Source organism: Romboutsia sp. 1001216sp1 (assembly GCF_039841805.1).
Taxonomy (GTDB): domain Bacteria; phylum Bacillota; class Clostridia; order Peptostreptococcales; family Peptostreptococcaceae; genus Romboutsia_C; species Romboutsia_C hominis.
Window position 1 is genome coordinate 1 of the sequence record NZ_JBDPHA010000019.1, and the last position, 15,190, is coordinate 15,190.

Annotated in this window: 13 protein-coding genes; 11 read left to right on the forward strand and 2 right to left on the reverse strand. The window is 28.0% G+C overall.

The annotated features are described in order from the left end of the window. The 5 genes from ABHC41_RS13410 to ABHC41_RS13430 all read left to right on the forward strand — a co-directional run. Positions 1–225 (forward strand): mannonate dehydratase (locus ABHC41_RS13410; RefSeq protein WP_271893128.1); only part of this gene is annotated, 225 nt, incomplete at its 5' end. Between the two features lie 165 nt (positions 226–390). Continuing rightward, positions 391–1,791, forward strand: a complete 1,401-nt coding sequence (uxaC, locus tag ABHC41_RS13415) for a glucuronate isomerase (protein WP_271893126.1) — start codon at positions 391–393, stop codon at positions 1,789–1,791. Positions 1,792–1,810: 19 nt separating this feature from the next. After that, a complete protein-coding gene (locus tag ABHC41_RS13420; protein ID WP_092925567.1) occupies positions 1,811–2,818 on the forward strand; it encodes a TRAP transporter substrate-binding protein in 1,008 nt (335 codons plus the stop codon). 21 nt (positions 2,819–2,839) lie between these two features. Further along, positions 2,840–3,370, forward strand: a complete 531-nt coding sequence (locus tag ABHC41_RS13425) for a TRAP transporter small permease (protein WP_092925569.1) — start codon at positions 2,840–2,842, stop codon at positions 3,368–3,370. Positions 3,371–3,407: 37 nt separating this feature from the next. Next, the gene (locus ABHC41_RS13430) at positions 3,408–4,715 is read left to right on the forward strand and encodes a TRAP transporter large permease (protein WP_092925571.1); all 1,308 of its coding nucleotides are present in this window, start codon (positions 3,408–3,410) and stop codon (positions 4,713–4,715) included. A gap of 70 nt (positions 4,716–4,785) precedes the next feature. On the opposite strand, the gene ABHC41_RS13435 is transcribed toward ABHC41_RS13430, so the two are convergent. Then, positions 4,786–7,038 carry a glycoside hydrolase family 3 N-terminal domain-containing protein gene (locus ABHC41_RS13435; protein ID WP_195581159.1) on the reverse strand — a complete coding sequence of 751 codons (2,253 nt, stop codon included), beginning with the start codon at positions 7,036–7,038 and terminating at the stop codon, positions 4,786–4,788. 171 nt (positions 7,039–7,209) lie between these two features. Between ABHC41_RS13435 and ABHC41_RS13440 the strand changes: the two genes are divergently transcribed. The 3 genes from ABHC41_RS13440 to ABHC41_RS13450 all read left to right on the forward strand — a co-directional run bounded on the left by ABHC41_RS13440 (position 7,210) and on the right by ABHC41_RS13450 (position 10,694). After that, on the forward strand, positions 7,210–8,451 hold the full coding sequence (locus ABHC41_RS13440; protein WP_271893122.1) for an AraC family transcriptional regulator: 1,242 nt from the start codon (positions 7,210–7,212) through the stop codon (positions 8,449–8,451). Positions 8,452–8,549: 98 nt separating this feature from the next. Beyond that, positions 8,550–9,437 carry an AraC family transcriptional regulator gene (locus ABHC41_RS13445; protein ID WP_271893120.1) on the forward strand — a complete coding sequence of 296 codons (888 nt, stop codon included), beginning with the start codon at positions 8,550–8,552 and terminating at the stop codon, positions 9,435–9,437. Positions 9,438–9,587: 150 nt separating this feature from the next. After that, on the forward strand, positions 9,588–10,694 hold the full coding sequence (locus ABHC41_RS13450) for an alpha/beta hydrolase (RefSeq protein ID WP_195237865.1): 1,107 nt from the start codon (positions 9,588–9,590) through the stop codon (positions 10,692–10,694). Between the two features lie 514 nt (positions 10,695–11,208). Here ABHC41_RS13450 and ABHC41_RS13455 read toward each other — a convergent pair. Beyond that, positions 11,209–11,778 carry an HD domain-containing protein gene (locus ABHC41_RS13455; RefSeq protein ID WP_166505515.1) on the reverse strand — a complete coding sequence of 190 codons (570 nt, stop codon included), beginning with the start codon at positions 11,776–11,778 and terminating at the stop codon, positions 11,209–11,211. Between the two features lie 320 nt (positions 11,779–12,098). On the opposite strand from ABHC41_RS13455, the gene ABHC41_RS13460 reads away from it, so the two are divergent. Genes ABHC41_RS13460 through ABHC41_RS13470 form a run of 3 tightly spaced genes read left to right on the forward strand, consistent with a single transcriptional unit; the run spans position 12,099 to position 15,136 of the window. Further along, the gene (locus ABHC41_RS13460) at positions 12,099–12,794 is read left to right on the forward strand and encodes a Crp/Fnr family transcriptional regulator (protein ID WP_166505514.1); all 696 of its coding nucleotides are present in this window, start codon (positions 12,099–12,101) and stop codon (positions 12,792–12,794) included. A 27-nt stretch (positions 12,795–12,821) separates the two neighbouring features. Beyond that, complete coding sequence (locus tag ABHC41_RS13465; protein ID WP_166505513.1) at positions 12,822–14,315, forward strand: YjjI family glycine radical enzyme; 1,494 nt, start codon at positions 12,822–12,824, stop codon at positions 14,313–14,315. Between the two features lie 2 nt (positions 14,316–14,317). After that, a complete protein-coding gene (locus ABHC41_RS13470) occupies positions 14,318–15,136 on the forward strand; it encodes a YjjW family glycine radical enzyme activase (protein WP_271893116.1) in 819 nt (272 codons plus the stop codon). The last annotated feature ends 54 nt before the right edge of the window (positions 15,137–15,190 follow it).

The following is a 15,190-nucleotide window of genomic DNA, read 5'->3' on the forward strand; positions in this document are numbered from 1 at the left end:
GAAAGTAGTTTCAATGAAGTAGCTCATTTATCTGAGTGTGGATCGCTTGATTTTTATGAAATAGTAAAAGCATACTGTGACTATGACTTTAAAGGACCATATAGACCAGACCACGGTAGAATGATATGGGGAGAAACAGGAAGACCAGGATATGGATTATATGATAGAGCTTTAGGAGCAGTTTATATAAATGGATTAATAGAGGCTATAAATAAGAATAAATAATGAAAATAAAAGTAGTGTTTTGAAATAAATTTTATTTCGAAACACTCTTTATAAAAAATAGTATAAAAGGTAAAATAATGAAATATATTAGAAAATATTAAGATGCATGTTAATATTTAATGTAGTAAGAAAACGATATTAAAAATATTAATTTAGGAGAAAGTTATGAAAAAGTTTATGGATCAAGATTTTATATTATCAAATGAGATAGCTAAAATCTTATATCATAATAATGCTTCAAAAATGCCGATATTTGATTACCACTGCCACTTGCCAGCAGTTGAAATAGCAGAAGATAAAGAATATGAAAATATAACTCAAATGTGGTTATACCATGATCATTATAAGTGGAGAGCCATGAGAAGTTTTGGAATAGATGAAAAATATATAACTGGTGATGCTAGTGATTTTGAAAAATTCTATGAATTTGCAAATATGATGCCTTATTTAATAGGAAATCCTATATATCATTGGTCACATCTAGAACTTAAAAGATACTTTAATGTTGAAGATACTTTAAGTGCAAAGACTGCAAAAGACATTTGGGAAAAATGCAATAATGCTATAGTAAAAAAGAATTTAACTGCCAGAAAATTAATAAGTATATCTAATGTAGTTTATATAGGAACTACAGATGATCCAGTTGATGATTTAAAATATCATAAAGAAATTAATGCTGATGATAGTTTTGAGTGTGAGGTAAGACCTACATTTAGACCAGATAGAGCATTAAAGATACAAAATAAAGATTTTTGTGATTACATAAAGTTATTAGGGAAAACAGAAGATACAGAAATTAAAGATTATGATAAATTAATAGAAATATTAGAAAAAAGGTTAAATTACTTTGTAGACAATGGTTGCAATATAACAGACCATAGTTTAGAAAGAGTTTATTTTAAACCTACTAACAAAGAGGAAGTTGCAAGCATATTTGTTAAAGTTTTAGCGGGAGAAGAAATAAGCATAGAAGATGCTCAAAAATACACAACATTTACATTAATAGAATTAGGGAAAATGTATAGTGAAAGAAATATGGTAATGCAACTTCATATAGGTGCACTTAGAAATAATAATACTAGAATGTTTAATTCTGTTGGAGCGGATGCAGGATTTGATAGTATTGACGATGGGGAAATCGCTTATTCTTTATCAAGGTTATTAGATAGCTTAGATGTAGAAGATAAGCTACCTAAAACTATTCTTTATTGTTTAAATCCAAAAGATAATGAAGTATTAGGAACTATGATTGGAAACTTCCAAGGTGGACAAGTTGCAGGGAAAATCCAATTTGGTTCTGGATGGTGGTTTAATTACCAAAAGGATGGAATGGAAAGACAGCTTATAGCACTTTCACAATTAGGTTTAGTTAGTAAATTTGTAGGAATGCTTACAGATTCAAGAAGTTTCTTATCATTTACAAGACATGAGTATTTTAGAAGAATTCTTTGCAATTATTTAGGAAAGTTAGTTGAAAATGGAGAATATCCATATGATTTAGAAATATTAGGCAACATAGTAGAAGATATATGTTACAACAACGCTAAAAAATATTTTATAAAATAATCCTAGGGGGAATTTATATATGAATAAAAGGATTAAAGTTATTTTACTTGCAGCTATAGCTAGTTTATCGGTAGTTGGATGTAGTTCAAGTAAAGGTAATGAAGCAAGGGTTATGAGGGTTGCTCACAACCAAGGTGAGGAACATCCAATACACTTAGCACTAAAAGAGTTTGAAAAAATTGTAGAAGATAAAACTAATAATGAAATAGATATACAAGTATACCCAAATGAGTTATTAGGTGGACAGCGTGAGTCGGTAGAACTTACTCAAACGGGAGCTATAGATATAGCTGTTGGAAGTATAAGTTTGCTTGAAAGTTTTAATAAATCATATAGCGTATTCAACCTTCCATACTTATTTAATAGTAAAGAACATTATCATTCTGTAATGAATGACAAAGATATAATGGGCGATATATATGAATCAACTAGAGAATCTGGATTTGTTGGTCTTACATGGTTTGATGCAGGTTCAAGAAATATGTACACAACAGATAAGCCTGTAATGAAGCCAGAAGATTTAAAAGGGAAGAAAATAAGAGTACAACAAAGTCAAACAAACATAAGGATGATGGAATTATTAGGTGGTTCAGCTACACCAATGAGTTTCGGAGAAGTTTATACTGCTCTTCAACAAAAGGTTATAGATGGAGCTGAAAATAATGAATTAGCACTTACTAATAATAAGCATGGAGAAGTTGCAAAATATTATTCATATAACCAACATGGTATGATTCCAGACATATTAATAATGAATGCTAAGTTATTAGATAATTTAAGTGAAGAACATAGAAATATAATATTAGATGCGGCTAATGAAATAAATAAATTCCAAGTTGATGCTTGGGAAGATAAAGTAAGTGAAGCAGTAGAACAATCAAAAAAGATGGGGGTTAAATTCTACTACCCAGATACAGAACCATTTAAAGAAAAAGTTTTACCACTTCATAGAGAAATGACTGAAAATGACAAAGAAGTAAAAGTTATATACGATAAAATACAAGCAAAAGCACCAACAAGTAAATAAATACTAGTAGGGGGAACGAAGATGAATAAGTTAAGAAAAATGTTAAACAAAGTAATAGAAGTCATATGTATGACACTACTAGCATTTATGGTAGTTTTAGGTACTTGGCAAATAATAACTCGTTATGTTCTAAATAATCCAAGTACAGTATCAGAAGATTTACTAATATATTCATTTGTATGGATGGCTTTATTAGGTTCAGCTTATGTATTTGGTAAAAAAGATCATATGACTATGGTGTTTTTTAGACAAAAACTTGAATCAAAAAGTCCTAAAGTAAAAATGATATTAAATGTAATGACAGAATTGGTAGTAATGGTATTCTCAGCATTAGTTTTAGTATTAGGTGGAGTTCAAATAAGTATGTTAGCTATGGGGCAAGTATCACCATCACTAGGAATATCTATGGGATATATATATTTAGCATTACCATTATCAGGAGTAATAACGATTATTTACAATATATTAAACTTAATTGATTTAAAGCAAGAGATGGCTCAATCAGACAGAGAGGTAACTAAATCAAACAGAAAGAATGAAAAGGTTGCGTAGAAATAAAAAATATAATTAATCCAAGGGAGATAAGATTATGGAATTAGCATTTCAAGCAGGTTCAGCTATAGCTATTGCATTTCCTATACTGCTTTTATTAGGAATACCAATATCTGTAACTATAGGTGTAGCATCTATATTTGGAATATTAACTACATTATCATGGGATGTAGCAGTACTAACTGGGGCACAAAGAATATTTACGGGAATAAGTAGTTTTTCATTATTAGCAATACCATTTTTCGTATTAGCAGGGATAATAATGAACAACGGTGGTATCGCATTAAAATTAGTAAACTTTGCAAAAGTATTAAGTGGTAAATTACCAGGATCTTTAGCACATACAAATGTAGTAGGAAACATGCTATTTGGGGCAGTAAGTGGTTCTTCAGTTGCAGCAGCTGCTGCAATCGGTGGAACAATGTCTCCACTTCAAGAAAAAGAAGGTTATAATAAAAACTATAGTGCGGCAGTTAATATAGCATCTGCACCAACTGGGCTTTTAATTCCTCCAAGTAACTCACTTATAATATATTCATTAGTAAGTGGAGGAACATCAGTAGCAGCACTATTTATGGCTGGATATATACCAGGAATATTATGGGGATTATCAGTAATGGTAGTAGCATTTATACTTGCGAAAAAGTATAAGTATTCAACTAAATATAAGATAAGCTTTGGTGAAGCTATGAAAATATTTATAGATGCACTTCCTAGTTTAGCCTTAATATTTGTAATAATAGGTGGTATAGTAGGTGGTATATTCACAGCTACAGAAGGAGCAGCTGTTGCAGTTGTATATTCTTTCATATTATCATTCTTTTTCTACAAATCTATAAAAGTAAAAGATATGCCTAGAATACTACTAGAAACAGTTGAAATGACAGGGATAATAATATTCTTAATAGGGGTATCATCAATAATGTCTTGGGTTATGGCATTTACAAATATTCCAAGTGCAATAACAGAATTATTATTAGGAATATCTTCAAATCCAGTTGTAATATTACTAATAATGAACTTAATATTATTAATAGTTGGTACATTTATGGACTTAACTCCAGCAATATTAATATTTACACCAATATTTTTACCAATAGCTAAAAACTTTGGAATGGACTCTGTCCAATTTGGTATAATGCTTATATTTAACTTATGTATAGGTAATATAACACCGCCAGTTGGAAATACACTGTTTATTGGATGTAAAGTAGGTAAAACAAAACTAGAAGATGTAATAAAATATTTATTACCATTCTATGTAGGTATATTGGTTGTACTTATGTTAGTAACATTTATACCAGAAATAAGTTTATTTATACCAAAACTTATGAAAATGATTTAGACCCATCATAAAAACCTCGACAATACATAAATGTCTTGTCGAGGTTTTTTATTTATAAATATTAAATTACTTATTTAATTTTATATTTTGCTACTCTGCTGTCATTTATAACTCCATTAAAATCAAGGCCATATGCAAACTTATATACATTTCCTAATTCATCTTCATAACACTTCATATCATGAGGAACATCTTCACATTGCGCCTCTACAGTTTCCATATTAGCAGGCATATTAAATGGTAACAATCCACTTGGATTTACATTTCCACTAATTATATCCATTATAGCTTGTGTTTGTGCTCCAAAGTCTGTGATTATTCCATCTACATATTGCTCAAATTCTCCTACTATAGTTGGATTTGTCATATTTAAAGATACTATTACAGGTTTTTTACCAATAGCTTTTCTTGTTTCTAGTATTATATCTAAATCTGATTCATTACTAGCAAAGTTAGTTTTTCCTAAGTAAGATCTATTAGTTGATGATTCTAATGGGTCACCTCCTGCAATACTTGTTTCTCTTGCATTTACTGCAGTGTATGGTCTATATTGTAAACTTATTGGTAAGTATCCTTCTTCTTTTGTATATCCAACAGTTTTAGGAGATTCTATAAATACTATTGAAAAATCAGCATCTTTTGCATCATCTACAACATTAAAGTATTTTTCTACTATAACTTTACTAACAGGATCAATTTCTCTAGCAGGTATTACATTACCAAACCAGTCCTTACTTTCTTTTATTTTTCTTTTTGGAATATATACTTTTTTTCTTTCATTTATTGGAAGTACGTTATTTTTATTTTTTAACATAATTAATGATTTTAATTGTGCATCATATCCAGCTTGCATAAATTCAGGGTTACCTACTAATTCTTGAGACTTATCTACATCTACATATGGATTTTCAAATAATCCTGTTCTGAAAATATTAAGTAATAACCTTGCTGCTGATTTTTCAAATCTAGCACGCATAAATTCTTCTCCATGTTCCTTAACACCCATTTCATATGCATTAAGTACTGGTTTAACTTCATTATTTCCTCCAAATTGGTCAACACCAGCCATAAGTGCTTTGTAATGTCTTTCATCTTCTGAAAGAGTCTCAACACCCCAACACTTTCCTGATATGAATGCGTCAACTACGTGATTATCTTTAGTAATCATCCAGTCTGTACATACAACTCCATCGTATTTATATTCATCTCTTAATAAATCATTTATTATATATTTGTTATATGAATTACCTACATTTTCACCATTTTTCTTATCTTGATTATAAGATATAGTGTAGTATGGCATTACGGCAGAAGCTTTTTTAGTTTTTCCTTTTAATTTAAAGGCACCTTCTGTAAAAGGTATTAGATGGTCATCAAAATTATTTCCTGGATATACAGCAAACTTACCATAAGCATAGTGAGCATCTCTACCACCTTCTCCACTACCTCCACCTGGCCAATGTTTAACCATTGCATTTACACTATCATATCCCCAACCATCATTTATCTCATTTTCACCATATGAAGTTTGGAAGCCATCACAATATGCCTCACCTAAATCTCTTGATAAAATTGGGTCTTCTCCAAGAGTACCATTAAATCTCATCCATCTTGGTTCTGTTGCTATATCTACCTGTGGAGATAAAGCTGTAGCTATTCCTAAAGCTCTATATTCTTTAGCTGCGATATGCCCAAAATTTCTAACTAATTCACTATCAAAAGTAGCAGCAAGACCTAGTGGCTCTGGCCATTTTGAAATATCACCACCTGCACCTGCATTAAATTCTGTATCTGCACTTGCACCATGTCTTGGGTCACTACTTGTATTTACTGGTATTCCTAATCCTGTTTTTTCTACAAAAGCTTGTACATTGTTATTCCACACAGCAGAAGTCTTAGCATCGTCTACTACTGTTATTAATACATGTCTTAAGTTATCATTTAACAAGAAATTCTTTTGTTGATCAGTTAAATCAGTTATTTTAGCATCACATTCCTCTAGTTTTTTACCATTATATGTACCTGCAAATGCCTTAGAGAAAAAGTCATCTTTAGTTGAAATAGATTGATGTGCACTATAAAGCATTAGCCCTGCTATTTGCTCTATACTCATTTTTGATGCTAAATCTTTAGCTCTTTCTTCTACTGGTAATCTCCAGTCTTCATATTTTTCTAATTTTCCACTTTTACTTAAGTTTTTAAAAGCATATCCATCTTCTTCAATTATTTTAACTCCTGAGTTAGGTGAATAAGCTATATTTTGACCACCTTCATTTAAGATAATATTATAGCCATGTTTTTTAATTTCTTTCCATTTTTTCATAGTCATAATTCCCCTTTTTATTTTGATTTACCTTATTGATGATTATTTTAAATATCACTATCAAGTATGACTTGATTGTTTAGTTATATATAATATATTATCAATAATAATAGTATAATTTTTGTATTATTTTTGCTTTTTTATTATTATTTTGACTAAAGGGGATTTTTTATGATTTTAAAAACAGAAATGTGTAATGATATAAATTTTATTTGTAATATTATATTTGATACTTTAAAAATACCTTTATATTTTTTTAGTAAAGATGGCTCATTGAAATACTCTACAAAGGGTAAGAATAATTTAGATATAATTGATGATAGATTAATAAAATCTATTTCAAAAAACTTTAACTTAAATACGTTTACATCTGTTCCTGTGATTAAATCTACAGAGTATATGGAAAATTTTATATCTATTGGACTTTGTATTGAGAATGAATTTATTGGTACTTTTATTATTGGACCTTGCCTTTATGAGCACATTGAATTTGATAATATAGATAATATTTTTCTACATAAGATAACTCTTGAAGAAAAGAATATTTTATTAAAATATTATAATTCTTTACCAATTATAGATTTTAATACATTTATAAATACAAGTATTCTATCTTATTATCTAATTTACAATAAAAAGATAAGTTTTGATGATGTTATAAAAACAAACTCTTATAACAACGATATAATCAGTAATATTTCTAGCAATTTTGAAAATATAGCCACTTTAGCTAGACAAAATGATGTTTTTCATCATCCGTTTATGTATGAAGAGACAATTATGGACTGTATAAGAACTGGGAACAAAGAGAAGCTAATTAAAGTTTTGAGCGATCCTGTAATTGGCAATTATGGTGTTTTAGCTAAGAATAATTCAATAAGATCATTAAAAAATTTGTTAATTACCACTGCTACCTTAGTAACTCGTGCTGCAATTGCTGGTGGAATGAATACGGAAGTTGCATATACACTTAGTGACTCTTATATTCAACATATTGAAGAACTTAATACACTCAATGATTTAAATAATTTAAGAATAACTATGGCTTGTGATTTTTCTGATCGAGTTCGTATTTTAAAAAATAATAATTTTTCAAGCCCTATACTAGCTTGCATTTCTTTTATATATCAAAACTTATATAGTAATATATCTTTAGAGGATATATGTGAGCATATTAATTTTAATACTAGCTACATATCTAGGCTTTTTAAAAAAGAGGTGGGTATTACTATAAGTGAATATATTTTAAAAGAAAAAGTTGAAGAAGCAAAGAGATTGCTTTTATTAGATGATTATTCAATTTTAGAAATATCTGTATTGCTACATTTTAATGATCAAAGCTATTTTACTAAAATATTTAAAAGGTTTACAGGGGTAACTCCAAAAAAGTTTAGAGATTCTGCTAGGCTATAGTAAATTATGTAAATGTAAATTATAATAGAAATTAATTAAATAACTGAACTTAGATAATTTAAATATATTTTTTTAGAAGTTTTAGAGTGGAGATTATTATGAATAATGTTATATATGAAAAAATAAACCTAAATCCTAATTTACCAGCCTTATTAGGATATTTTGGAAAAGAAAATACTGATGTGAAAAGACATTACTATATTCATTCTCATTGGCATAGAAGTATTGAAATTAATTTTGTAACTGAAGGGGAATTAATGGGTTTTATTAATGGCAAAAGTATTAGTGCAAAGAGTGGAGATTTCGTTCTTGTAAATAGTGGAGATGTTCATGAATTTGAGAAATATCAAGGCAAATTATGTGGGGTTGTTATTTTAGTTTTATCTTATGACTTTATAAAAAAAGTATATCCAAATATTGATAATATACAGTTTGATATTATGAATTCAAATTGTAAAAAGGATAGATTACAGGAGATTTTCTTAGAAATAAAAGAATTTTCTTTAAATAAAAATGAATTAGACTATATTAAGATAAACTCATATATTTATGAAATTTTATATATTTTATTAACTAATTATAGGATTCAAAAAGAAGATAATTATACAAATAATTATTTTAAGTATAAAGAAAGGCAAAAAGAAATTTTAATTTATATAAGTGAAAATTATAAGAAAGAATTAACTTTAGAACATATTTCTAAGCATTTTTATATGAGTAGTGAATATTTTTCAAGAAAATTTCATAAGTGGTTTGGAGTTACATATAAAGCTTATTTAAATAACTTTAGGCTTTCTAAAGCTTATGAAGATATAATTAATAGTGATGACAACATCCAAGATATTGCATCTTTTCATGGATTTTCAAATATAAAGTCTTTTATAAGTGTGTTTAAACAAAAGTATAATATGACTCCACTTAAATACCGTAAGTATTTTAAAGCGTCAAAAAATAACCAAAAAGAGAACAAAAAATGGAAACAATAACTTAATAAGAAATGATAAAATTTTAATGAGTAAAATAAACGCATATATTTGAATATAAACAAATTATGGGTTTATTTTTTTATAATACATGAAAACGTTTAGTAAAATGGACATTAAAAAAATATAATCAATAAAAAGGGGAGCGTAAAGATGAGTAGAAAATATTCAAAAGAATTATTAGATAATATTGTAAAAAAACAAGAAATAGTCGATATTAAAGGTGCAAAAGTTTTAGTGAAGAACTTACCTGATAGTGATGAAAGAGGGGCAATGGATCCTCGTCTTTATAATGATATGAAAAAACAACTAAAAATAATGAAACTTATGCCTAAAAGCATGTTGAATATGGATGCATCTTTAAAATCAATTGGTAGATTAAGAAATATGTTTGGTGAGATTAAGAGTATTCCGATTGTTGAAAAAAATATTGATATTATAAATGAACATGTTGAAGCTAATGATGGATATAAAATACCAGTACGTATATATAAATCTGAAACTATGAAGGAAAATGCTCCAGTTCTTTACTTTATTCATGGTGGTGGATTCTTTGGAGGCTCACCTGATGTTGTTGAGGAGTTAGTAAAGTTAATTGTTGAAAAAACAGACATACTAGCTTTTTCAGTTGATTACCGTTTAGCACCAGAAAATCCATATCCAACTGGTCATGAAGATTGTTATTCTGTGTTAAAGTGGATTTATGATAATGCAGAAAGTCTAGGTGGAGATAAGAATAATATATTTGTAGCAGGAGATAGTGCTGGTGGAAACCTAACTCAATATTGTACTACTAAAGATTTTGAAGCTAACTTAGGTATGGTAAAAGGACAATTATTACTTTACCCTACTGTAAATATGGCTAATGAAGAAGATGAATTCTTTAAATGGAGTAAGGATGAATATGAAATGTCTCCTAAACATAAATCAGGCATAGAGTTTATGCTAAACATGTTTGATGGATTATCAGGTGGGTTAAAAGATATATTAGGTACAGATGAAATTAAAAATGGATATTTGAGTCCGTATATTAGAGATCTAAAAGGATTACCTCCTACATTTATTACAGTTGGAGAACATGATTTTTTAAAGGTAGAATGTTTAGCTTATGCTGCAAAGCTTGTTAAAGCTGGTGTTGACACTACAACAGTACTGTATAAAGGATTTGGTCATGCATATGGAGATAATATAGGCGTTTATCCACAAAGTGAAGATTGTGCAATTGAAATGGGGAACTTTATTTTAAAGTATAGTAAATAAACTAGGATTATGAAAATAATATAAAATAGATTTTATTACCACCTTGATTAATATTAAGGTGGTTTTACTTATACATAAATTTATTAAAATATAATGCGTAGTGATGAAAATTATAAATACATCAAAAAATAAAACACTACAACAAAAATAATATAAATATATACACTCACCATAAAAATATATTATCATAATTATAACAAATGCATTTTAACTAGGGATCAAAATTGTACAATAAACAAGAAAATATATCATGGGGGATAAAAATGAAATCAAAAGGTAAAAAATAATCATAGGAATAGCATTAACAGTATTAGTTGGAATTAAAGTTACAGGTTATCAATATTCAGGGATAGATAAGAACGCAATACTTACAACAGAAGATATTAAAGAATAATATTAATAAATTACGAAATAACTCTATCTTAGTATACTCAACATTTCAATGACTAAGATAGAGTTATTTTAAATTGATATTTATAACAAAGTTAGCTAACATAGCCTTTATTCTAAATAACTAAGCTTCCTTCTTTTGAGCTATTTTTTCTGTCGTTCTTTGGTCTATTTCTTCCTTTAGCTCTTTTAAATAAGGAGAAAATTTCACCTTATCTGCACCATAAGTAAACTGTAAGTCATATTCTAGCGGAATCCAAGTACTAATATCCGCCTCGTTATGCTGAATGACTGCTTCTAAATTGTCTAATGCTTTGTAAAGCTTTGCTTCATCAGTATTTAGTTCATTCATTTCCTTTAAAAGCTCTGTGAATTCCTCACGATAAGGATTAGGGAAAGTTTTTATCCATTTGAAAAGTTCCTCATCTTCTTTTTTACTATCTTCTTCTTTCTTTTCAAAAGCAGGAATATCACCAGTAAAGGCTTCACCTAAATCATGAATCAAACACATACGAATTACCTTGTCCATATCAATTTTTGGAAATTCATCACGCATTAATAATGCCATTAATGCAATACGCCAGCTATGTTCTGCTACACTTTCATGGCGTCCGCTCGATGTCCATGAATGTCTCGTATTACATTTTAGTTTTTCTGCTACTGCTAATATATCTAGAAATGTTGCTGTATTCATACCTATTATCCCCTTTACAAATTCATATTTATCTATATGATATCTAAAATATCTTTATTTCGCATTATATATCAATTGCGAACTTTGATTATATTATATACAGTATTCAATTATTTTCCAATTAAAAAATAGTTTCATTAAATTTAAAGTGAAATATATTATCTTAATTAAGTTTAAAAAATCTATTTCTAATAGTATTTATTGTAATATAGGTATGTTTGTAGCCATTATTTAAAATATAAAGGGACATATGTCCTTTTACTTTTGTAAAACAATGATAAAATAAAATAAAAGTTAAATAGTTAGGAGAAACTTAAAATATGCAAGATAGTGTGTTCTCTAATTATACACAAGATAAACATACAAAAGAATTTATAGATAAAATACCCAATAATATAAAAAATAAATGTGAAATTATAAAAATTAAAAAGGAAAAAACAGTAGCATTAAAAGGCGAAAATATAAAAGACATATATATAAGTCTTGATGGAAAAATGCAAGTTAGAAATGAATTTGAAAATGGATTTGTATATAGTTTTGCCGATGTAGATTCTATAGCATATATAGGTGTTATGGAAATTATGGCAAATAAACAAGCTTACTCATCAACACTTAAAACTATAACAGATTGTATAATGCTTAAAATATCTACAAGTGATTTTATAAAATGGATTAAACTAGACCAAGATTTAACATTAAAAATATTACACTTTGTATCAAAAAGTATGTATGAACAATCTTTAAATAAAGGAGAAGTTCTTGCATACCCAGCAATCTATTCACTAATAAATTACTTAATAGATATATTTGAAAGTGAAGAAAAAGATGTTGTATATATATATAAAACAAGAGAAGAAATAGGGTCAGTATTAGGATTTTCTATAAGAACAATAAATAGAAACTTAAAAGAATTAAAAGAAGAAAAATTAATTTGTGTAAATAGAAAATATATATCAATAAATAAAGAACAGTTTTATAAATTATTAAATAAACTAGATTCAATTAAAAGTAAATAATTAATATAAATTATAGGGGGAAAATATATGAACCAAGCACTAAACATTATAAAAAATGAAACTTTAACTTATAATCAACAAGTACTACAGCTAGCAGGTCAAGGAGAAAGTACTCTTAATGTATTAAATATAGATGAAGAAACTAAACCTTTGCTAGAAAAAAATATAATATGCACAATGTTTGAAGGTAATGCTCCTTACAGACCAAGATATGTTATACCAGATTATGAAAAACTAATGAAAGAAGGATGCAAGTTTTTAGAACTTGATGTACCTAATGATATATGGGAAGCAACTAATAACTTATTAATATTTTACAAGCATGTTCCATCAATAACATCATATCCAGTATATTTAGGGAATATAGATGAACTTTTAGAGCCTTTTGTAAAAGATGAAGAAGAAGCTTACAAGGCTATAAAATTATACTTAAAACACATAGATAGAACACTTACTGATTCATTTGTTCATGCAAACATAGGTCCAATAGATACTAAAGCTGGTAGACTTATACTTAAAGCAATGAGCGAATTACAATGTGCAGTACCAAATTTAACAGTTAAATATGATAAAGACTTAACATCAAAAGAATTTATAGCACTATGTGCACAAACAGCATTATCTACAGCTAAGCCAAGTTTTGCAAATCATAAGATGGATGTTGTTGATTTTAAAACTGAAAAATATGCACTTGCAAGTTGTTACAATGGATTTTTAATAGGTGGAGGGGGATATACCCTAGTTAGACTTGTTCTTAGTAGATTAGCAGAAGAATCAAGTTCTGTTGATGATTTTATAGAAAATAAAATACCTTTTGTTACACAAAAGATGCTTGAGTATATAGATGAAAGAATAAGATTTTTAGTAGAAGAAGCAGCATTCTTTAAATCAAACTTCCTTGTATTAGAAGGATTTATTAAAAAAGAGTTATTCTCAGGAATGTTTGGTATAGTTGGACTTGCTGAGGCTGTAAATCATTTATTAAATGCAACTAATCAAGAGGACAGATTTGGATATTCAAAAGAAGCTAATGAACTAGGGTTAAGAATAATAGAAAATATTAATTCTATAGTAACTTCACATAAATCAAAGTATACAGGGTGTTTTGGAGGTCAACACTTAATGCACGCTCAAGTTGGAATAGATACAGATACAGGTATATCTCCAGGATGTAGAATTCCAGTAGGAGAAGAACCTGAATTATTTAAACACATTATACAATCAGCACCATATCATAAGTATTTCTTTAATGGAATAGGTGATATATTTGTGTTTGAAGATACATATAAAGATAATCCAGAAGCTATAGTTAATGTTATAGATGGAGCATTTAAAACTGGAATAAGATATATATCAGCTTATTCAGATAGTAGTGATGTAGTTCGTGTTACAGGATATTTAGTTAAAAAATCAGAAGTTAATCAGCTTGAAAGTGGGAATGCAGTTAAAAATAATGCAACAGTATTTGGTATGAATGCAAAACATGGTTCTAAAGCTTTTGATAGAAAGCGTAGGGCTTAATTATGGCACTAGTTAACAAGATTATTCCTTTTTCTTGTATAGATGGACCAGGAAATAGAACCGCTATATTTTTTCAAGGGTGTAATTTTAAATGTACTTATTGTCATAACCCAGAAACTATAAATAAGTGTATAAATTGCGGTAAGTGCATTTCAACTTGCAAGGTAGATGCATTATTTAAAATAGATAATAAAGTGATTTGGGATGATAAAAAATGTATAGGATGTGACGATTGCATTAAAGCATGTGATAATTTATCAAGCCCTAAAACTAAAGACTATTCAGTAGATAAACTTTTTGAAGAAATTAAAGAAATAAGTCCATTTATTCAAGGGATAACTGTAAGTGGTGGTGAGTGTACTCTTAACTCAGATTTTTTAGTAAAATTATTTAAAAAAGTTAAAGATGAATTAAACCTTACTTGTTTTGTAGATACTAATGGAAGCATAGACTTAACAGAGCATAAAGAACTTGTTGATTTAACTGATAAATTTATGCTAGATGTTAAAAGTATTGATGAATATGAGCATATTAAATTAACAGGAGTAAGTAATGATATAGTGTTAAAAAACTTAAAATATCTTTTAAGTATAGAAAAACTTTACGAAGTTAGAACTGTTATAGCTCCTAATTTAAATAATGAAGAAACTGTAATAGAAGTTTCAAAGATTATTAAAGATAAGTGCAAGTATAAGTTTAATGCATATAGAAAATATGGAGTTAGAAAAGAAGGATTAGATTTTCATGGTGAAGTAGGACCTAATGAAGAAGAAATAAATAATTTTATAGAGCTTAGAAAAAGTATTGCTAATAACTTATAAATAAATCATTTAAATATAGGACACTCGTATACATTGTATACGGGTGTTTTTATA